Consider the following 18,967-nt stretch of genomic DNA (forward strand, 5'->3'; position numbering starts at 1 on the left):
CCCTTCCCACGGGTCCCGCCCGCCGGGCGGGAACCCGGCCGTCCCACCCGTGACGATGTCAACTCCGCACCCTTGACGCTCCCTTCCCGCACGCGTTCAATCACGTCGTGAAACAAGGGTCGGCCCGTCGGGCCGGCGCAGTCCACGTGCAGGTCGGACGCCGCGTGCCCGTACGGCCGTTCGGCTGCGCCCGGGCGCCGTCCTGCGTTGTCGGAAGGGACGGCAGCTCGTGCCCCGTGAACTCCCCGAAGCCCTCACACCGCACGCATCGGACCACTCCAGCCTGCGCAGACGCGGCTTCCTGCTCGCGTCGGGCGCCCTCGCGGCCTCCGGCGCCGCCGCGATGACCGCACCCGCCGCCGCGGCGGCCCCCGCGGACGCGGACAGCGGCAGGGCGGCCGCGGCCACCGCTCCCCCGCCGGCCCGGCGCGCCGCGGGCGACCCCGACCTCGGGCCGAACGTCCATGTCTTCGACCCGTCGATGGACCCGGACACCGTCCAGTCGACGCTGGACGCGGTCTACGCGCAGCAGAAGCAGGCCGAGTTCGGCACCGGCCGCTACGCGCTGCTGTTCAAGCCGGGCAGCTACGACGTCGACGTCAACATCGGCTACTACACCCATGTCGCCGGGCTCGGCGCGCAGCCCGCCGACGTGACGATCTCCGACTCCCTGCACGTGGACGGCGACGCGCACGGCAAGGGCACGCTGACCAACTTCTGGCGCGGCGCGGAGAACCTCCACCCGGTGCCGAGGAGCGGCACGGACCGCTGGGCCGTCTCCCAGGCCACCTTCTACCGGCGGATCTACCTGACCGGCGATCTCCAACTGGACGACGGGGGTTATTCGAGCGGCGGCTTCATCGCCGACAGCCTGATCACCGGCCAGGTGGCGTCCGGCACCCAGCAGCAGTGGATCACCCGCAACTCGGTGGTAGGCAACTGGCTCGGCTTCAACTGGAACATCGTCTTCGTCGGCACCGACAACGCGCCGGCGACGAGTTTCCCCTCGCCGCCTTTCACCAACGTGGCGCGCACCCCGGTCGTACGGGAGAAGCCGTTCCTGCACGTGGACAAGGCGGGCGCCTGGCACGTGTTCGTGCCGGCCGTGCGCCGCGACAGCCACAACACCAGCTGGGAGGGGCGGCGCGCCGCAGGTGAGGACGTGCCGATCGGCGACTTCCACATAGCGAAGCCGGGGGCGAGCGCCGCTGAGCTCAACTCGGCGCTCGCGCAGGGCAAGCACCTGCTGATCACGCCCGGTGTCTACCACCTCGCGCAGCCGCTGAGGATCACCAGGGCGGGCACGGTCGTCCTGGGCCTCGGCCTCGCGACGCTCGTCCCCGACGGCGGCGTCACGGCGCTCGACGTCGCCGACGTGGACGGCGTGAAGATCGCGGGGCTGCTGGTGGACGCGGGCGAGCAGGAGAGCGGGGCGCTGGTGCGGGTCGGGCCCGAGGGCGCGCGCCGCGGCCACGCCCAGGACCCGACCTCGCTGCACGACGTGTTCGTCCGGGTCGGCGGCGCGGGCGTCGGCAAGGCGCGGAACTCGATCGTGGTCAACAGCGACGACGTGATCATCGACAACACCTGGCTGTGGCGCGCCGACCACGGCACCGGCGTCGGCTGGACGAAGAACACCTCGGACACGGGCCTGGTGGTGGCCGGGGACGACGTCACGGTGTACGGGCTGTTCGTCGAGCACCACCAGAAGGCGCAGGTCGCCTGGTCGGGCGAGCGCGGCCGTACGTACTTCTTCCAGAACGAGATGCCGTACGACCCGCCGGACCAGGCGGCGTGGCGCGAGGGCGCGCACCGCGGCCACCCGGCGTACGAGGTGGCGGCGGGCGTGCGGGAGCACGAGGCGTGGGGGCTCGGCAGCTACTGCAACCTCACGGCCGACCCGACGATCGTCGCGGACCGCGCGTTCGCGGCGCCGCGGCGGGCCGGGGTCCGCTTCCACAGCATGATCACGTTCTCGCTGGGCGGCGGACAGGGCACGATCGCGCACGTCATCAACACGACGGGCGGTCCTTCCGACGCTGAGGTGGCGCTGGCGAAGGTGGCGCGCTACCCGTGATCCGCGGCCGCGGGGCGGGCCGGGGCGCCGCACACGCCCCGGCCCGCCCCGCGCGCCTTCGGTGCCCCGCGGGTCAGTTGCCGAAGAAGGCGGGCACCTCGCACTGCGGGGTCTGCGTGGTCCAGAACTGGAAGAGGTTCTGCCCGCAGTAGGTGGAGTTCTGGTCCACGCCGAGGTGGCCGAGGATCGCGTCGATCAGGTCGAAGAAGGCGTGGTTGACCGTGCCCTGGTAGAGCACGACGAAGACGGCGATCAGGCCGAACGGCGCGAAGGGCGCGATCTGCCTGCGGATGCGGGGCGAGAGCCACGGCTCGATCACGCCGTATCCGTCGAGGCCGGGCACCGGCACGAAGTTCAGCAGGGTGGCGGAGACCTGGAGGAACGCGAGGAAGCTGAGCGCGTGCCGGAAGTCGAGCGGGACCCCACCGAGGCCGAGCAGCCAGAACGGCGTGGTGCACACGAGCGCGAACAGCGCGTTCGTCAGGGGGCCCGCGGCGGAGATCAGGCTGTGCCGCCACCGCCCCTGCACCCGGTTGCGCTCGATGTACACGGCGCCGCCCGGCAGGCCGATCCCGCCGAGGATCACGAAGACGACCGGCAGCACGATGCTGAGCAGGGCGTGCGTGTACTTGAGCGGGTTGAGCGTGAGGTAGCCCTTGGCACCGATGCTGATGTCGCCGCTGTGCAGGGCGGTGCGGGCGTGTGCGTACTCGTGCAGGCAGAGCGAGACGACCCACGCGGACACCACGAACACGAACACGGCGAAGCCCGCGCTGTCCGAGAACCCCGTCCACACCGCCCACCCGGACACCACCGCCACGGCGGCGATCCCGAGGAAGACGGGGCTGATCCGCCGCTCGCTCTTGGCGGCGGTACTGACACTGCTCATTGGGTCTCCCCCGGCCGGCACAGGCACTACGTGCATGAACCGTACTGGTTCTCCACCCGGCCCCCGCGCGCCCGGGTCGGCGGGTGGGATGACGAGTGGGGTCAACCGCCCCGCCATGGAGTGGACGCTCTCCCGCCTGGTCGTGGGGCCCGTCACCGAACCGACCGCCCGGCACGCGGCCGCCCTCCTGACCGACGGCGGGCGCAAGCACGCCGTCGACGCCATCCTCGGAGCCACAGCTCTGGCCGCGCCGGGGCCCGCCCGCCACCGTCCTCACGTCGGACCCCGACGACCTCACCGCCCTGTGCGGCGGGGGGCCGGGTGCCAGGGGCGGACGAGGGTGAGGAAGGAGACGGCCGCGCCCACCGAGCAGGCGAGTTGGACGAGCGCCATGGGGACGGCGGTGTGCTCGCCCGCGATGCCGACCAGCGGCGAGGCGAGGGAACCCACGAGGAACGACGACGTGCCGAGCAGCGCGGACGCGGAGCCCGCCGCGTGGCCCGCGCGGGTCAGGCCCAGGGTGTTGGCGTTGGTGTTGACCAGGCCCATGCCCATCATCAGGCAGAACAGCCCTGCGGCCACGGCGTACAGGGAGACGCGGCCCAGCGCGCCCGTGGTCATCAGCAGCAGGGCGGTGGCGGCCGAGGTGATCAGCACGAGGCCGCAGCCGAGGATCTTGTGCATGCTGAACCGGTCGACGAGCACCCGCCCGTTGAGCTGCCCGACGCCCACGGAGCCCACCGCGTTGATGCCGAAGAGGAGGCTGTACGTCTGGGGCGAGGCGCCGTAGATGACCTGCATGACGAACGGCGACGCCGACACGTACGCGAACAGGGCGGTGAAGGCGAGCGTGCCGGTCAGCAGGTAGCCGCTGAAGGCCCGGTCGCCGAGCAGGCCGCGCATGGTGCGCAGCGCGGTGCCCACACCGCCGCCGTGCCGCCGCTCGGGCGGCAGCGTCTCGTGCAGCCACTTCCAGGCGACGAGAGTGAGCAGCGCACCCACCACGGTGATCACGACGAAGATGCCCCGCCAGTCGGTGAAGCGGAGCATCTGGCCGCCGAAGACGGGCGCGACGATCGGCGCGACGCCGGAGACCAGCATCAGGCTGGAGAAGAAGCGGGCCATGGCGACGCCGTCGAACAGGTCGCGTGCGACGGCCCGGGAGATGACGACGCCCGCGGCGCCCGCGAGCCCCTGGACCAGCCGGACCGCGATGAGCACCTCCGCGTTGGGCGCGAGGGCGCAGACGACGCTGGCGGCCACGTACACGCCCATGCCGACGAGCAGCGGCCTGCGTCTGCCCCACTTGTCGCTCATCGGGCCGATGACGATCTGCCCGAGCGCCATGCCGATGAGGCAGGCGGTGAGGGTGATCTGCACCGTGGCGGCCGGGGCGTGCAGGGAGTTGGTGACGGCGGGCAGCGCCGGGAGGTACATGTCGGTGGAGAGCGGCGGCAGCGCAGTCAGGCCGCCGAGCACGAGCGTGAGGAGCAGCCCCGCGCGCCGGGCGGGCGCGGTGGCCACGGGCCCGGCCCCGGTGGCGGGCGCGGCGGCGACTGCCGGCGCGGGCAGGGGCTCGACGGCGCCGGGCACGGCGCCTGCCGCGGTGGCGGGGACGGAGTTCGGGAGCGGGGGCGTGGGCTCTGGGGTGACGGATGGGCCGCCGACCGGCATGACATCTCCTAAGTCGTGAAGTCGTTTCATATGCTCGCAGCTGTCGGCGGGTCCGTACGACAGGGAAATACGACAGGGAAAAGGGAGCACACGGTGGCACGGTGGGGCGTGGTGGCGACCGGCGGGATAGCGGCGCGGTTCACCCAGGACGTGGCGGAACTGGACAACGCGCAGGTCGTGGCGGTGGCGTCGCGGAACGAGGCGTCGGCGAAGGAGTTCGCCGACCGGTTCGGCGTCGCGCGGGCGTACGGCGACCGGGCCGCGATGTTCGCCGACCCCGAGGTGGATGTGGTGTATGTCGCCACGCCGCACTCCGCGCACCGGGAGGCGGCGGGCGCCGCGCTCGCCGCCGGAAAGCCGGTGCTGTGCGAGAAGCCGTTCACGCTGAACGTGCGGGAGGCGCAGGAGCTGGTGGACCTGGCGCGGGAGCGCGGCCTGTTCCTGATGGAGGCGATGTGGACGTACTGCAACCCGGTGGTGCGGCGGCTCGTCGAGCTGGTGCGCGACGGCGCGATCGGCGAGGTGCGGTCCGTGCGCGCGGACTTCGGCGTCGCGGGCCCGTTCGCCCCCGAGCACCGCATGCGCAACCCGGCGCTCGGCGGGGGCGCGCTGCTCGACCTCGGCGTGTACCCGGTCTCGTTCGCGCAGCTGATCCTCGGTGAGCCGGCGCGCGTCCAGGCCGACGCCCGGCTCTCCCCCGAGGGCGTGGACGTCAACACGGGGATGCTGCTCGGCTGGGAGTCCGGCGCGGTGGCGACCCTGACGTGCGGGCTCGACGGCGTGTCGGGCACCCGCGCCACGGTGACCGGCACGCGGGGCCGCATCGACCTGCCCGAGGGGTTCTTCGACCCGGACTCGTTCGTGCTGCACCGCGCGTCCGCGGACGGACCGGAGGTCGTACGGGCCGACTCCGCGCTGCACGGCCTCCAGCACGAGGCGGCCGAGGTCGCCGCCTGCCTGGCCGCGGGCCGCACCGAGTCGGCGCTCGTCCCGCTCGCGGGCACCCTCGCGGTGCTGCGCACACTGGACGCCGTACGGGAACGGATCGGCGTCCGCTACCCGCAGGACGCCCCCCGCTGAACGCGGCCCCCCTGAGGGCGCGGGGGCGCGGGCGCGTCGGGAGCGTGCGGGCGCCCGCCCCGCCGCGCCCCGGCGGCGCCTGCGATGATGCTGCGATGAGCCCCGTGCCCGACCTCGTCCTGCGCCGTGCGCGCATCCCGCACAGCGCCGGGTCCTGGGACCTCGTGCTGCGGGACGGCAGGATCGCGGACGTCGTCCCGGCAGGGGGCGCGCTGCCGCCCGCGCCGACGCTCGACCTGGAAGGGCGCCTCGTGCGGCCAGGGCTGTGGGACGCGCACACGCACTTCGACCAGTGGACCGTCAGGCGCCGCCGGGTCGACCTGGCACCCGCGACGAGCGCCGCACACGCGGCGGCCGTCATGCGCGACGCTCTGGCCGCCACCGCAGCCACCGGCTCCGGCTCCGGCTTCCTGGTCGGCTACGGCTTCCGCGACGCGCTGTGGCCGGACGCCCCGAGCCTGGCCGCGCTCGACGCGGTGTCGGCCGACCGCCCCCTGGTGCTCGTCTCGGGCGACCTGCACTGCGGCTGGATCAACTCCGCCGCCGCGCGCCGCTTCGGCGTCCGCGCGCCCGCCGACGGCCTGCTGCGCGAGGACGCGTGGATGGACCTGCTCGACGTCCTCGACCGCGACCAGCGGCCCGGGCCCGACGACCACCGGGCGGCCGCCGACGCCGCGGCCGCGCGGGGCGTCGTCGGGATCGTGGACTTCGAGAACGCCGACCTCCTGCGCCACTGGCCGCAGCGGGTCGCCGACGGCGTGACCGCGCTGCGCGTCGAGGCCGCGGTGTGGCCCGACCGGCTCGACGAGGCGATCGCGCGCGGCCTGCGCACCGGCGACGTCCTCGACCCGGGCGGCCTTGTCACGATGGGCCGCCTCAAGATCATCGTCGACGGCTCCCTCAACACCCGCACGGCGCTGTGCTGGGACCCGTATCCGGGGCTGCCCGCAGACCACCCGCATCCGTGCGGGGTGCAGTCCGTCGCGCCGGAGCGCGTCGAGGAGCTGGTCGCCCGCGCGTACGCGGCCGGCATCGCCCCGGCCGTCCACGCCATCGGCGACCGCGCCAACACCCAGGTGATCGACGTCTTCGAGCGGCTGGGGGTGCCGGGGACCGTCGAGCACGCCCAGCTCGTCTCCGCCGTCGACTTCGCGCGCTTCGGCAGGCTCGGCCTGACCGCGAGCGTCCAGCCCGAGCACGCCATGGACGACCGCGACGTCGCCGACACGCACTGGGCGGGCCGGACGGGCCGGGCGTTCGCGTTCCGTTCGCTGCTCGACTCCGGGGCCGTCCTCGCGCTCGGTTCCGACGCGCCGGTCGCGCCGCTCGACCCGTGGGTGGCCGTCGGCGCCGCCGTCTCGCGCAGCCGCGACGGGCGGGAGCCCTGGCACCCGGACGAGCGGATCACCCGCGAAGCGGCCCTGGCCGCCTGCGCCCGCGGCCGCACGGGGATCAGGGCGGGCGACGCGGCCGACCTCGTCGTCCTCGACGAGGACCCGCTCGACGTGGACGCGGGCGCCCTGCGCACCCTGCCGGTCGCCGCCACCCTGCTGGGCGGCAGGCCCACCTGGACGAACCTGTAGCAGCCGCCCCCGGCACCCCGCCCTCACCCCCGTACGGAGGACCGATGCGCACCCCCATCCCGCACACCGGGGCCGAGCCCCGGCCGGCCACCGGCCGAGGCCCGGTCGACGCTCATGCGTGAGGACCCCGGCTCCACCGGAGGCGGCCCCGGCTGGGCCGCCGACCTGGTGCGCGAGCACCCGTGGGCGACCATGGTGTCCAACGGCGCCGGGGGCAGCGGGCCCGTCGTCTCGCACTACCCCTTCCTCGTCGAGGACGCCGCAGACACCGCAAACACCGCAGACACCGCGGACGAGGGCGGACTCGTGCTGGTGAGCCATGTGGGCCGCCCGGACGAGGAGGCGCACCGGCTCGGCTCGCAGGAGCTGTGCGTGGTCGTCCAGGGCCCCGGCGGCTACATCTCGCCGAGCTGGTACGGGGTGCCCGCCGCCGTGCCGACCTGGAACTTCGCCGCCGCCCACCTGTACGGCGTGCCGGAGATCCTCTCCGACGAGGAGAACCTCGCCGTACTCGACCGGCTGGTCGCGCACTTCGAGGCGCCGCTGCCCAACCCGTTCCTCCTGCGCGGCACTTCGGAGAACGCCGACTACGCGGAGCGCATCGTGCACGGCACGGTCGGCTTCCGCGTGCGGGTGACCAGGGCGGTCACCAAGGAGAAGATGAGCCAGGACAAGCCGGAGCCCGTCGTCGGGCGCATCCTCGCCGCGCTCGACGGGAGCGGGCCGTACGCGAACCCGGAACTCGCCGCGAGGATGCGGCGCGTCCGGCGCTGAGGAGGACCCGGCGGTCCGCGCGGGTGCCCCGGCCCGACGGCCGCGGCCCTGGGGGGTGCCGTGGCGCGGGCCGCCGGGGCTAGCCTCTGCGCGTATGAGTGAGTCCCCGGTCCCGCCGCCGCCCGCCCCGTCCCGTACGCCCGGCCCGCCTGCCGGTTCCTCCGGTGCCGCCGGTTCCTCCGGTGCCGCCGAGGCCGCGCGATCGCGCGTACCGGCAGCGCCGGTGGCGGTGATCACCGGCGCGGGCTCCGGCATCGGGCGGGCCGTCGCCCTCGAACTCGCCGCCGCGGGCTGGGAGCTGGTGCTCGCGGGGCGGCGGCCGCAGGCGCTCGACGAGACCAGGGCCGCGCTGCCCGGCGGCCGCGCGGTCTGCGTACGGGCCGACGTGGCGGACGCGGACTCCGTGGCCGGTCTCTTCCGCGCGGCCGACGCGTTCGCGCCCCGGCTCGACCTGCTGTTCAACAACGCGGGCACCTTCGGGCCCGGCGGGATCCCATTCGACGAACTGCCGCTCTCCGCCTGGCAGAAGGTCGTGGGGACGAACCTCACGGGCGCGTTCCTGTGCGCGCAGGCCGCGTTTCGCCGGATGAAGGCGCAGGACCCGCAGGGCGGGCGGATCATCAACAACGGCTCGGTCTCCGCGCACGCGCCGCGCCCCGGCTCGGCGCCGTACACCGCGACCAAGCACGGGCTGACCGGGCTCACCAAGTCGCTGTCCCTGGACGGCAGGCCGTACCGGATCGCCTGCGGGCAGATCGACATCGGCAACGCGGCGACCGAGATGACGGACCGGATGGCGCGCGGCGTGCCGCAGGCGGACGGCAGGCTGGCCGCCGAGCCGGTGATGGACGCGGCCGACGTGGCGCGCACCGTGCGGCACATGGCGGAGCTCCCGCTCGAAGCGAACGTGCAGTTCGCCACGGTCCTTGCGACCGCCATGCCGTACATCGGGCGCGGCTGACGGGCCGCCCCGGCGCGCACACTGGGCGGCCGCGACCGCCGGGATGCGGCGGCCCGCCCGGGCCGCCGCCCCCGGCCCTCAGGTCAGGACGCGGACCGGGGAGCCCGCGGCCCACGCGGCGATGTCCTCGACCGCGTCGCGGTAGAAGACCTCGTACGTGTCCCGGGTGACATAGCCGACGTGCGGTGTGAGCAGGGCGTTGTCCAGGCGGCGCAGCGGGTGGTGCGCGGACAGCGGCTCCTGGTCGAAGACGTCGAGCGCGGCGCCGCCGATCCGGTGCTCGCGCAACGCCGTCAGCAGCGCGAACTCGTCGACGATCGGGCCGCGCGAGGTGTTGACGAGCAGCGCGGTCGGCTTCATCGCGGCGAGTTCGGCGGCGCCGACCAGGCCCCTGGTGCGCTCGCTGAGGACGAGGTGCACGGACAGCACGTCCGCGCAGGCGAAGAGTTCGTCCTTGGCGACGGCCGTCACGCCCTGCTCGGCGGCGCGCTCCGCCGTGAGGTTCTGGCTCCAGGCCACGGTCTCCATGCCGAAGGCGCGGCCGATCTCCGCGACGCGCGTGCCGAGGCGGCCGAGCCCGAGGAGGCCGAGGGTGCGGCCGTGCAGGTCGCCGCCGACGCCGGTCTGCCAGCCGCCTGCGCGCACGGACCTGTTCTCCGCCGGCACGTTGCGCACCGCCGACAGGATCAGCGCCCAGGTCAGTTCGGCGGTCGGCGCCGACATGTAGCCGGTGCAGGCGACGGTGACGCCGAGTTCGCGCGCCGCCTCGATGTCGATGGAGCGGTTGCCGGTCCCGGTGGTGACGAGCAGCCGCAGACCGGTCAGGCGGCGCAGGACGTGCGCGGGGAACGGCGTGCGCTCCCGCATCGCGACGGCCACGTCGTACCCGGCGAGCCCCTTGACGACGGCGTCCTCGTCGGCGAACGGCTCGTGGAAGACGGTGATCTCGGCGTCGAGGGAGGCCCAGTCGGCGAAGCCGAGCGCGACGTGCTGGTAGTCGTCCAGAATTGCGATCCTCATGGTCGAGAACGTACCCGCAGGCCGCGGCGGCGCCACGGAGAGGGCCGGGTACGCGCCTCGCGCCGCGGCCCCGCCTGGCACACTGCGGGCATGGGCATGGGCATGGGCACGGGCACGGGCGGGGAGCGGGAACACGCGGCGCACGACCCCGGGGCCGCGGGCGGCGACGCGCACTGGGCGGCCGTGGAGCGGCTGTACGGCTGGCTGGAGGAGCACGCGGCGCTCCCCGCCGAGCAGGAGCGGCTGCTGCGGCTGCTGAAGCTGACGGAGGAGACGGGCGAGGTCGCGGCCGCGGTGATCGGCGCGACGGGCCAGAACCCGCGCAAGGGCGTCACGCACAGCTGGGCGGACGTGGAGGCCGAGCTGTGCGACGTGATCGTGACCGCGATGGTGGCGCTGCGCACCCTCACCCCGGACGCGGCGCGGGTGTTCGCCGGGCATCTGCGCCGGGTGGACGAGCGCGCCCGCGCCTGACGGCGGCGCGCCTGACCGCGACGCTGCCCTGATCACGTGGCGCGCGGTGCCTGGCCGCGCGGCCCGGCGGCGGTCCGGGGCGCACGGCCGGGCACGCGGGCCGCGCGCTCCGGCCGGCTCACCCGGTGAGGTCGCCCTCGCGCTCGTTGACCGCCGCGTAGTGCCGCAGCTTGTCCTCGTCCACGGTGACGCCGAGACCGGGGCCCGTGGGCACGCGCAGGCTGCCGTCGGCGAGGCCGAGGGGCTCGATGATGTCGTCGGCGTGCAGGTAGTACATGGAGTCGATGGCACGCGAGAGCACCGGTGTGCTGGCGACGACCGCGAGGTGCGCCGCGGTCGCGATGCCCAGCTCGCCGCCGCTGTGCAGGTTCATGCCGAGCCCGAAGGTCTCGCAGTGCGCGGCGAGCGCCTTGGTGGGGGCGATGCCGCCCCACTTGTAGACGTCGCCGTGGATCACGTCGACCGCGTTGAGCCGCATCGCGGGCGCGAACTCCTCGAACCGCACGACGCACATGTTGGTGCACAGCGGGATACGGACCCTGGCGTGCACCTGGCTCATGCCCTCGATGCCGGTGCACGGGTCCTCCAGGTACTCCAGGTCGAGTTCCTCAAGCGCTATCCCGGCCCGCACCGAATCGGGCACCGACCAGGCTGCGTTGGGGTCGACGCGCAGGTCGACGCCGGGCAGCGCGGCGCGCAGCGCGCGCAGGACCGCCACGTCGCCGTCCACGTCGACGGTGCCCTTGAGCTTGACGGCGCTGAAGCCGCCCTCGGCGACGACGCGTGCGGCGTGGTCGGCGAGCGCGCCGGGCAGGGCGGCCCGGTCGGCGCCCGGGGCGTCGGCGCGGGTGACGAGCGCGGTGATCGGCACCTCGTCGCGCACCGGGCCGCCGAGCAGGTCGGTCAGGGACTGCCCGGTGGCCTTGCCCATCGCGTCCCAGCAGGCGACGTCGAGGGCGGCGAGCGCCGCGTAGCCGAGGTAGCCGTAGAAGAACGGCACCATGTGCTGCCTGCGGTGGAACGCTTCGAGCGCGAAGGGGCTCGTGCCGATGAGGTCCTGCGCGAGATGCTCCACGATCGCGGCGACCGGCCTGCCCCACATGGTCTCGCCCCAGCCCTCGACGCCGTCGTCGGTGCGCACCCGCACGACCGTGCGGGTCTCCCCCGTCTTGGTCTCGAAGGAACTGGTGAACGGGTTGACCAGCGGGAGGTTGACCACCTGCACGTCGACGTCTGTGATCTTCATTCTTCTCCTCGATCGGCGGGGGTCCCTGAGGTCCCCGCGGTGGGGGCGGTACCGGGATCGGCCTGCGGCCGGGTGGCGCTGTCGAAGGCCCGTACGGCGCGGGCGAGCCCGCGGGCCCGCGCGTCCAGCAGCCGCCGCCCCGCGTCCGCGGCCGCGCCGGACGCGTCGTCGGTGGACCCGCCGACCCTGGCCCACTCGCCGTGCCGCTCGGTGGTGAGCCCCGGGTGGGGCGGGTTGTCGAACAGCGGCGGCGGTACGACGGGCTCCCGTGCGGGCACGGGCGTGCGGACGAGCCCGGGGTGGGCGGCGAGCATCAGCGAGGTCTCGAACCACCCGGCGTGGCCGGGGGTGACCTCGGGCCGCTCGGCGGTCCCGTCGGCTGCGGCGTCGTCCGCCGTCACCGTCCAGTACGAGCAGGCGGCGACGGTGGCGCCCGCGGCCTCGGGGCGCAGCACGAAGCGCTTGGCGGCGAGCCGCATGATCTCGTCGTTGCCGCCGTGGCCGTTGACGACGAGGACGCGGGAGAAGCCGCTGGCCACCAGCGAGGACAGCAGGTCGTCGAGCACGGCGGCGAGCGTCGGCGCCGACAGCGAGAGCGCGGCGGCGAAGAGGTGGTGGGGGCTGTGCCCGTAGGGCAGCGTGGGCAGCCGCACCACCTCGGTGGCGTGCTCCCCCGGCGCGGGGGCGGCGAGCAGGGCGAGCGCCCGGTCGACGACCGCCTCCACGAGGAGGGTGTCGGTGCCGAGCGGCAGGTGGGCCGCGTGCTGCTCCTGCGACCCGATGGGCAGCAGCGCGATCCCGGCGCCGCCCGCTGCGCGGGCCTCGCGCCAGGACAGCTCGGACATATTTCGTTGACTCACAGTGCTGTCTCCCGGAAACGCTGTCGTGGCAGAGTTCGCCGCATGGCGCAGAGAACTACGCGGTTGCGGTTGGTCGGGCCCCCGGCCGAGGCGCCGGCGTCCCCGCAGGCGCGGACGCTGGGCGCCGTGGAGCTGGTGCCGGGACGGGTGCGCGCGGCGGTGCTGAGCGCCTCGGGCCGGGTCCTCGATCGGGCCGAGGCGGCGTACGCGCCGGACGCGCGGGGCCGGGACGAGGTGGACGCGGCGCTCGCGGCGGCCGCCGGGGTGTTCGCCGACCGCCCGCCCGCCGGGATCGGGGTGGCGGCGGCCGGCATCGTGGACCCCGCTGCCGGGCTGATCGTCGGGGTCGACGACGTGCCGGCGCTGCGCGGGTACCCGGTGTGCGAGCGGCTCGGCGCGCTGGCGGGCGTGCCCGTGCGGGTCGAGCACCGGGCGCGCCTGCAGGTGCTCGGCGACCGGTGGTTCGGCGCGGGGCGCGGCCGCCGCACCTTCGCCTCGGTGTCGACCGGCGAGGTGCTGGGCGTCGGCATCCTGTACGAGGGCGAGGTGGTGGCGCCGCTCGGCGGCCGCAGCGGCGCGCACATGGCGGTGACGGGCGGCGACGAGCGCTGCACCTGCGGCAACACCGGCTGCTGGAAGACGGTGGCGACGACGCGGTGGCTGCGGGCGCGCGCCGCCGCCCTCGGCCTCGGCCCGCGCGTGGACCTGGGCACGCTGGTGGTGTCGGCCGACGGCCGGGCGCGCGCGCTGGTCGCGGAGTACGCGGACAACCTGGTGCTCGGCCTTGTCAACGTCCAGCAGCTGTTCGCGCCCGGCCTGTTCGTGCTGCACGGCGAGGCCAGGGACGGCGGCGAGCACTTCCGCGCGCTGCTGGAGGAGCGGTTGCGCAGGGACGGGACGGCGCCGGGCGCCGAGCCGCCGCGTGTGGTGGTCGCCGACACGGCGGTGGACGACATCGCGCTGCTCGGCGGCGCGGGCCTGGTGCTCTCGCACCGGTAGCCGCCGGGGCCGGTGCGGCTCACCCGGGCACCGCCGTGCGGGCGGCGCGGCGCTCGCGGGCGCCGCGCGGGTCGGGCACCGGGACGGCGGCGAGCAGTTCGCGGGTGTACGGGTCGCGGGGCGCGGTGAACACGTCCGCCGCCTCGCCCACTTCGACCAGCCGCCCGGCGCGCATCACGGCGACCCGGTCGGCCACCTGCCGTACGACGGCGAGGTTGTGCGAGACGAAGACGTACGTCAGGCCGTGGGCGCGCTGGAGTTCGGCGAGCAGGTCGAGGACGGCCGCCTGCACCGACACGTCGAGGGCGCTGGTGGGTTCGTCGAGGACGACGAGCCGCGGCGCGAGGGCGAGGGCGCGCGCGATGGAGACGCGCTGGCGCTGGCCGCCGGAGAACTCGTGCGGGTAGCGGTCCTGCACGTCCGCGTCGAGGCCGACCGACTGGAGGAGTTCGCCGACGCGTGCCCGCAGCCGGGCGCGGGCCCCGCCGCGGCGGCCGCGCAGCCCGGGGTCGTGGGTGACGAGCGGCTCGGCGACGATGTCGGCGATCCGCATGCGGGGGTTCATGGAGGAGTACGGGTCCTGGAGGACGACCTGCATCTCGCGGCGCACGCGGCGCAGTTCGGCCGGGGAGAGCGCGGCGAGGTCGCGCCCGGCGAAGGACACCGTGCCCGCGGTGGGTTCGGCGAGCCGCAGCAGCAGCCGGGTCAGGGTGGTCTTGCCGCAGCCCGACTCCCCCACCAGGGCGAGCGTCTCGCCCTCGTGGACGGTGAGCGAGACGCCGTCCACGGCCGCGACCCTGCGGTTTCCCCTGCCGAACTCCTTGCGCAGCCCGGCCAGTTCGAGCAGCGGCCGACCGCCGTCCGCCGGCCCGCCGCCGACCCGCGGTGACACACCGCCGCCCGGGGACACACCGCCGCCCGGGGGCACACCGCCGTTCTGGGACACACCGCTCATGCCGTACGCTCCAATCGCGGGGTCGCCGCGAGCAGCGCCCGTGTGTAGGGGTCCCCGGGGTGCTCGAAGACGTCGAGGACGTCTCCGCTCTCGACGACCTCACCCCGGTTCATGACGACGACCCGGTCGGCGGTCTCCGCGACCACGCCGAGGTCGTGGGTGATGAGCACGACGGCCATCCCGTGCCGCTCCTTGAGGGAGACCAGCAGGTCGAGGATCTGCCGCTGCACGGTGACGTCGAGCGCGGTCGTCGGCTCGTCGGCGATGAGCACGTCGGGCCTGCCGACGAGTGCGGCGGCGATCATCACACGCTGGCGCAGGCCGCCGGAGAGCTCGTGCGGGTACTGGCGGTAGCGGCGCGCGGGGTCGGGCACGCCGACCTCGTCGAGCGCGGCGAGCGCCGCGTCGCGCGCCTCGGCCCGTGACGCGCCCCTGTGGTGCCGCAGCACCTCGGCGACCTGGGTGCCGACGCGCTGGAGCGGGTCGAGGCTGGTCATCGGGTCCTGGAAGACCATCGCGACGGCGCCGCCGCGCACCGCGCGCAGCCGCTTCTCGCCGCAGGACAGCAGGTCGTCCCCGGCGAAGAGGACCCGGCCGCCCGTATAGACGCACGGCGGCTCCGGGTTGAGGCGGAGGACGGAGAGCGCGGTGGCCGTCTTGCCGCTGCCCGACTCCCCCACCACGGCGAGGGTCTCGCCCGCCGCGACCTGCCAGCTCACCCCGCGCACGGCGTGCACGGCACCGGTGTCGAGCCGGAAGTCCACGCTGAGGTCCTCGACGGCGAGTACGGGCTCCCCCACGGCACGGCCCGGGGCGGCCGCCGCCTTCTTCGGTGTGGTCATCGGCGGTACGCCTTCGGGTCAGCGACGTCCCGCAGGGCGTCTCCTGTGATGTTGACGGCGAGCGAGGTGAGCATCAGGGCGACGCCGGGGAAGACGGCGACCCACCACGACGTGCCGAGGTAGAGCTGGCCGTCGGCGAGCATGGAGCCCCAGGTGACGGTCTCCTTGGGCACGCCGAGGCCGAGGTAGCTGAGCGACGCCTCGGCGACGATGGCAGCGGCGATGTGCAGGGTGCCGATGGTGGCGAGGGGCGCCATCACGTTGGGCAGCAGGTGGCGCCGCATGATCGCCGGGTCGGTGGCCCCGATCGCCCGCGCCTCGGTGACGAAGTCGCGGGAGCGCAGCGACAGCACCTCGGAGCGTACGACGCGGGCGTACGAGACCCAGCCGGTGAAGCCGAGCACGAGGATCACGTACCAGAGCCCGGAGCCGAGGAAGCCGACGATGGCGAGGGCCAGCAGGATGGCGGGGAAGGCGAGTTGGACGTCGGCGAGGCGCATCAGGACCCGGTCGGGCCAGCCGCCGAGGTAGCCGGAGGCGAGGCCGACGAGGGTGCCGACGAGCCCGGCGAGCAGCGCGGCGCTCGCGCCGACGAGGAGCGAGACCCGGGTGCCGTACAGGACGCGGGAGAGCATGTCGCGGCCGAGCTGGTCGGTGCCGAGGAGGTGGGCGCCGCTGCCGCCGTGCTGCCAGGCGGGCGGTTCGAGCCGCGTCAGGAGGTCCTGCGCGTTGGGGTCGTCGGGCGCGATCAGCGGCGCGAACACGGCGACGACGAGCAGCAGCGCGAGGAACGCGAGCGCGGCGACGGCGAGCCTGTTGCGCAGCAGGGTGCGTACGGCGGCGGCGCGGGTGGAGCGCCCGGCCGTGGCGGCGGGCGGCGGCGCGGTGGCCGGAGTGGCTGGGGTGGCTGGGGTGACGGTCATCGGGACGTCCTCACCCTCGGGTCGAGGAGGCTGTAGGAGAGGTCGACGAGCAGGTTCACCACGACGAACACGGCGGCGAAGAACAGGACCGTGGCCTGTACGAGCGGGAAGTCGCGGTTGGAGACGGCCTCGATGGTCAGCCGGCCCACGCCGGGCCAGGAGAAGACCTGTTCGGTGAGGATGGCGCCGCCGAGGAGGCTGCCGACTTCGAGGCCCACGACGGTGACGACGGGCAGCGACGCGTTGCGCAGGGCGTGCACGAAGACGGTCTTGAGCGGGCCGAAGCCCTTGGCGCGCGCGGTGCGTATGTGGTCGGAGGAGAGCACGTCGATCAGGGACGAGCGCAGCAGTCTCGCGACGACGGCGACGGAGTAGACGGCGAGCGTCACGGACGGCAGCACCAGGTTGGCGAAGGTGCCGTAGCCGGAGGCCGGCAGCGCGTGCAGGCCGACGGCGAAGACCAGGATGAGCAGGATGCCGACCCAGAACGGCGGGGTGGACTGGCCGAGCAGGACGCCCGCCATCACCCCGCGGTCGGCGGCGCGGCCACGGCGCATCGCCGCGAAGACGCCCGCGGGCAGGGCGATGCCGAGGGTCACCACGAGGGCGCCTGCGGCGAGTTCGAGGGTGGCGGGCAGCCGGTCGGCGAGCACCTGGCTGACGGGCTCGTGGTAGAAGAGGGAGGTGCCGAGGTCGAGCCGCGGCAGGCCCCAGAGGTAGTCGAGGTACTGCGTGAGCAGCGGCCGGTCGAGGCCGAGGCTCGTGCGCAGGGTGGCCTCCTGGTGTGCGGTGGCGTCGGGCGGCAGCAGAAGCTTCACGGGGTCGCCGGAGAGCCGTACGAGGAAGAACGAGACGGTCGCGGTGCACAGCAGGACGAGGATCGCGGTGCCGAGCCTGGTGAGCACGAGCCGCAGGATCCGGGCGCCGTCGCGGCGCCGTGCCGGCGCCTCGTCCCCCGCGCCGGGTGCCGGGGTGTGAGGGGAGGTCAGGTCGGTCATCGGGAGACCTCCGCGCCGGCCATGGCGAGGACGCCGGCGGGGCCCGGGGTCCAGTGGGGCCGCTGGTTGCGGGCGAGAATGGTGTCGATCTGGTAGAGGGACACGAAGGGCGCCTCCTCCAGCATCAGCCGCTGGAGGTCGGAGAAGGCGCGGCGGCGCCTCTCGGGTTCCACGGCGAGTTCCTCGATGTCGACGAGGCGGTCGGCCTCCTTGTTGTGCCAGCGGCTCTGCCTGCGGTCGCTGCGCACGTTGGACTGGATCATGGACTCGCCGTCCAGGGTCCACACGGTGCTCGCGGCGAGGTAGAGCGGGCCGAGCGCGCCGTGGTCGTCGGAGGTGAGCCGGTCGGCGTAGGTGCCGGGGTCGAGGAGGTTGACCCGGGCGTGGACGCCGGCGCGGGCGAGCAGGCCCGAGAGGGCCTCGGCGACGTCCGAGTCGATGTTGGAGGCGGTGAGTTCGGTGCTGAAGCCGTGCGGGTATCCGGCCTCGGCGAGCAGCCTGCGCGCGGTGGGCACGGAGCGGGTGAAGGGCTTCAGGGAGGGGTCGAAGCCGAAGGCGCCGCGCGGGATCATCGCGGGCACCTCGGTGGCCTTGCCGCCGAGCACGGCCTTGATGAGCAGCGGTACGTCCACGGCGTGGTTGAGCGCCTGGCGTACCCGCTTGTCGTGCAGCGGCCCCCGGTCGAGGGTGTTGACGGAGAGGTACGAGGTCCTGATGCCGGTGTGGCTGTCGAGAAAGACGCCGGTGTACCCGGCCAACTGCTGTGCGGCGTCCGGGGTGAGGCCGGTGACGAGGTCGACGCCGCCGCTCTGCAGGGCGGCGAGCGAGGAGGAGGCGTTGGGCGCGGGGGTGAAGACGAGTGCGTCGATCCCGGGCCTGCCGCCCCAGTAGTGCGGGTTGGCCCGCATCCGCAGCTCGTGGTCGCGCTGCCAGCTGACGAAGGTGAAGGGCCCGGTGCCCACGGGGTGTCGGGCGAAGCCGTCGTCGCCGACGTCGGCGAGGTGGCGGGGCGGCACGGCGACCCCGCCGAAGAGGGAGACTTTCTCGGGGATGATCGGGTCGTGCACGGAGGTGTGCAGGTCGACGGTGTGGTCGTCGACGGCCGTCACGCCCTTGACGTACCGCAGTTCCACGATGGGCGAGGCGGTGGCGGGGTCGAGCAGCCGCTCGATGCTGAACTTCACCGCGTGCGCGTCGCAGGGCTCGCCGTTGTGGAAGACGACGCCGGGGCGCAGGGTGAAGCGCCACGTCAGCGGGGAGACGACCCGCCAGGTGAGGGCGAGCCCCGGGTGCAGCCCGCCGTCGGTGCCGCGCGTGGTGAGCGTGTCGAACATGTTGATCAGGGCGTTCATCGACGTCATGTCGCCCTGCTTCTGCGGGTCCATGGTCTTCGGGTCGCCCGGCTGGGAGAGGCGCAGGACGTTGCCCGCGTCGCTCGCGGGGTCGGCCCCGCACCCCGTGAGCAGGGCGGGCAGCGCGAGCGCGGGCACGGCGATGGCTCCGAGGCGCAGCACGTCGCGGCGGGGCGGGCCGTCGCGGCGCGCCCTCCCCTGACGTATTCGTTCCATTGAACAGCACATCCGTTCCGTCAGATGGAATGCGGTGGGGGTAA

At 74.4% G+C, this 18,967-nt stretch carries 17 protein-coding genes and 1 pseudogene; 8 read left to right on the plus strand and 10 right to left on the minus strand.

What is annotated here, in order from left to right; translation table 11 throughout:
- The first annotated feature begins 229 nt into the window (after positions 1-229).
- Positions 230-2,077, plus strand: coding sequence for a coagulation factor 5/8 type domain-containing protein (locus AB0910_RS13165; RefSeq protein ID WP_366744659.1), 1,848 nt, complete (start codon positions 230-232; stop codon positions 2,075-2,077).
- Positions 2,078-2,150: 73 nt separating this feature from the next.
- Here AB0910_RS13165 and AB0910_RS13170 read toward each other — a convergent pair whose 3' ends face one another.
- Positions 2,151-2,966 (minus strand): site-2 protease family protein, encoded by an 816-nt coding sequence (locus AB0910_RS13170; RefSeq protein WP_366744660.1) that lies wholly within the window; start codon positions 2,964-2,966, stop codon positions 2,151-2,153.
- Positions 2,967-3,066: 100 nt separating this feature from the next.
- On the opposite strand from AB0910_RS13170, the pseudogene AB0910_RS13175 reads away from it, so the two are divergent.
- Positions 3,067-3,310 (plus strand): annotated as a pseudogene (locus tag AB0910_RS13175) (hypothetical protein); the annotation flags it as partial.
- Here AB0910_RS13175 and AB0910_RS13180 read toward each other — a convergent pair.
- Positions 3,261-4,640 carry a multidrug effflux MFS transporter gene (locus AB0910_RS13180; protein ID WP_366744661.1) on the minus strand — a complete coding sequence of 460 codons (1,380 nt, stop codon included), beginning with the start codon at positions 4,638-4,640 and terminating at the stop codon, positions 3,261-3,263. The pseudogene AB0910_RS13175 and the gene AB0910_RS13180 overlap by 50 nt on opposite strands.
- Before the next feature lie 93 nt (positions 4,641-4,733).
- Here AB0910_RS13180 and AB0910_RS13185 point away from each other — a divergent pair, with 93 nt between their 5' ends.
- The 4 genes from AB0910_RS13185 (at position 4,734) to AB0910_RS13200 (ending at position 9,038) form a co-directional block, all read left to right on the plus strand.
- On the plus strand, positions 4,734-5,720 hold the full coding sequence (locus AB0910_RS13185) for a Gfo/Idh/MocA family oxidoreductase (protein ID WP_366744662.1): 987 nt from the start codon (positions 4,734-4,736) through the stop codon (positions 5,718-5,720).
- 95 nt (positions 5,721-5,815) lie between these two features.
- Positions 5,816-7,303 (plus strand): amidohydrolase family protein, encoded by a 1,488-nt coding sequence (locus AB0910_RS13190; RefSeq protein ID WP_366744663.1) that lies wholly within the window; start codon positions 5,816-5,818, stop codon positions 7,301-7,303.
- Positions 7,304-7,417: 114 nt separating this feature from the next.
- A complete protein-coding gene (locus tag AB0910_RS13195) occupies positions 7,418-8,077 on the plus strand; it encodes an FMN-binding negative transcriptional regulator (protein WP_366744664.1) in 660 nt (219 codons plus the stop codon).
- A gap of 94 nt (positions 8,078-8,171) precedes the next feature.
- Positions 8,172-9,038 carry an SDR family oxidoreductase gene (locus AB0910_RS13200; RefSeq protein ID WP_366744665.1) on the plus strand — a complete coding sequence of 289 codons (867 nt, stop codon included), beginning with the start codon at positions 8,172-8,174 and terminating at the stop codon, positions 9,036-9,038.
- A 78-nt stretch (positions 9,039-9,116) separates the two neighbouring features.
- On the opposite strand, the gene AB0910_RS13205 is transcribed toward AB0910_RS13200, so the two are convergent.
- Complete coding sequence (locus AB0910_RS13205; protein ID WP_366744666.1) at positions 9,117-10,058, minus strand: D-2-hydroxyacid dehydrogenase family protein; 942 nt, start codon at positions 10,056-10,058, stop codon at positions 9,117-9,119.
- 90 nt (positions 10,059-10,148) lie between these two features.
- Here AB0910_RS13205 and AB0910_RS13210 point away from each other — a divergent pair, with 90 nt between their 5' ends.
- Positions 10,149-10,532 carry a MazG-like family protein gene (locus AB0910_RS13210; protein WP_366744667.1) on the plus strand — a complete coding sequence of 128 codons (384 nt, stop codon included), beginning with the start codon at positions 10,149-10,151 and terminating at the stop codon, positions 10,530-10,532.
- 118 nt (positions 10,533-10,650) lie between these two features.
- Here the strand turns inward: AB0910_RS13210 and AB0910_RS13215 are convergent, their stop codons facing one another.
- Positions 10,651-11,778, minus strand: coding sequence for an enolase C-terminal domain-like protein (locus AB0910_RS13215; RefSeq protein ID WP_366744668.1), 1,128 nt, complete (start codon positions 11,776-11,778; stop codon positions 10,651-10,653).
- Positions 11,775-12,638 (minus strand): creatininase family protein, encoded by an 864-nt coding sequence (locus tag AB0910_RS13220; protein WP_366744669.1) that lies wholly within the window; start codon positions 12,636-12,638, stop codon positions 11,775-11,777. Before AB0910_RS13220 ends, AB0910_RS13215 begins: the two co-directional genes overlap by 4 nt.
- Positions 12,639-12,680: 42 nt before the next feature.
- Between AB0910_RS13220 and AB0910_RS13225 the strand changes: the two genes are divergently transcribed.
- Entirely contained in the window at positions 12,681-13,637 is a 957-nt protein-coding gene (locus AB0910_RS13225; protein ID WP_366744670.1) for an ROK family protein, read from the plus strand.
- Between the two features lie 19 nt (positions 13,638-13,656).
- On the opposite strand, the gene AB0910_RS13230 is transcribed toward AB0910_RS13225, so the two are convergent.
- The 5 genes from AB0910_RS13230 to AB0910_RS13250 are packed head-to-tail and all read right to left on the minus strand — an operon-like array spanning position 13,657 to position 18,923.
- A complete protein-coding gene (locus tag AB0910_RS13230; protein ID WP_366744671.1) occupies positions 13,657-14,592 on the minus strand; it encodes an ATP-binding cassette domain-containing protein in 936 nt (311 codons plus the stop codon).
- Positions 14,589-15,434: an ABC transporter ATP-binding protein gene (locus AB0910_RS13235; RefSeq protein WP_366744672.1), complete on the minus strand. Its 846-nt coding sequence runs from the start codon at positions 15,432-15,434 to the stop codon at positions 14,589-14,591. The genes AB0910_RS13230 and AB0910_RS13235 overlap by 4 nt, the downstream gene beginning before the upstream one ends.
- Positions 15,431-16,357: an ABC transporter permease gene (locus AB0910_RS13240; RefSeq protein WP_366744673.1), complete on the minus strand. Its 927-nt coding sequence runs from the start codon at positions 16,355-16,357 to the stop codon at positions 15,431-15,433. The genes AB0910_RS13235 and AB0910_RS13240 overlap by 4 nt, the downstream gene beginning before the upstream one ends.
- Positions 16,354-17,355, minus strand: coding sequence for an ABC transporter permease (locus AB0910_RS13245; protein WP_366744674.1), 1,002 nt, complete (start codon positions 17,353-17,355; stop codon positions 16,354-16,356). The genes AB0910_RS13240 and AB0910_RS13245 overlap by 4 nt, the downstream gene beginning before the upstream one ends.
- Entirely contained in the window at positions 17,352-18,923 is a 1,572-nt protein-coding gene (locus AB0910_RS13250; RefSeq protein ID WP_366744675.1) for an ABC transporter substrate-binding protein, read from the minus strand. Before AB0910_RS13250 ends, AB0910_RS13245 begins: the two co-directional genes overlap by 4 nt.
- Positions 18,924-18,967: the final 44 nt, after the last annotated feature.

The organism is Streptomyces sp. NPDC047002, assembly GCF_040704505.1.
Lineage (GTDB): Bacteria > Actinomycetota > Actinomycetes > Streptomycetales > Streptomycetaceae > Streptomyces.

Bases quoted from the DNA above. Each gene is read 5' to 3' on its own strand.
- AB0910_RS13170 (WP_366744660.1), bottom strand. From the start codon at position 2,966: ATGAGCAGTGTCAGTACCGCCGCCAAGAGCGAGCGGCGGATCAGCCCC.
- AB0910_RS13180 (WP_366744661.1), bottom strand. From the start codon at position 4,640: ATGCCGGTCGGCGGCCCATCCGTCACCCCAGAGCCCACGCCCCCGCTC.
- AB0910_RS13190 (WP_366744663.1), top strand. From the start codon at position 5,816: ATGAGCCCCGTGCCCGACCTCGTCCTGCGCCGTGCGCGCATCCCGCAC.
- AB0910_RS13195 (WP_366744664.1), top strand. From the start codon at position 7,418: ATGCGTGAGGACCCCGGCTCCACCGGAGGCGGCCCCGGCTGGGCCGCC.
- AB0910_RS13200 (WP_366744665.1), top strand. From the start codon at position 8,172: ATGAGTGAGTCCCCGGTCCCGCCGCCGCCCGCCCCGTCCCGTACGCCC.
- AB0910_RS13205 (WP_366744666.1), bottom strand. From the start codon at position 10,058: ATGAGGATCGCAATTCTGGACGACTACCAGCACGTCGCGCTCGGCTTC.
- AB0910_RS13210 (WP_366744667.1), top strand. From the start codon at position 10,149: ATGGGCATGGGCATGGGCACGGGCACGGGCGGGGAGCGGGAACACGCG.
- AB0910_RS13215 (WP_366744668.1), bottom strand. From the start codon at position 11,778: ATGAAGATCACAGACGTCGACGTGCAGGTGGTCAACCTCCCGCTGGTC.
- AB0910_RS13225 (WP_366744670.1), top strand. From the start codon at position 12,681: ATGGCGCAGAGAACTACGCGGTTGCGGTTGGTCGGGCCCCCGGCCGAG.
- AB0910_RS13230 (WP_366744671.1), bottom strand. From the start codon at position 14,592: ATGAGCGGTGTGTCCCAGAACGGCGGTGTGCCCCCGGGCGGCGGTGTG.
- AB0910_RS13235 (WP_366744672.1), bottom strand. From the start codon at position 15,434: ATGACCACACCGAAGAAGGCGGCGGCCGCCCCGGGCCGTGCCGTGGGG.
- AB0910_RS13240 (WP_366744673.1), bottom strand. From the start codon at position 16,357: ATGACCGTCACCCCAGCCACCCCAGCCACTCCGGCCACCGCGCCGCCG.
- AB0910_RS13245 (WP_366744674.1), bottom strand. From the start codon at position 17,355: ATGACCGACCTGACCTCCCCTCACACCCCGGCACCCGGCGCGGGGGAC.
- AB0910_RS13250 (WP_366744675.1), bottom strand. From the start codon at position 18,923: ATGGAACGAATACGTCAGGGGAGGGCGCGCCGCGACGGCCCGCCCCGC.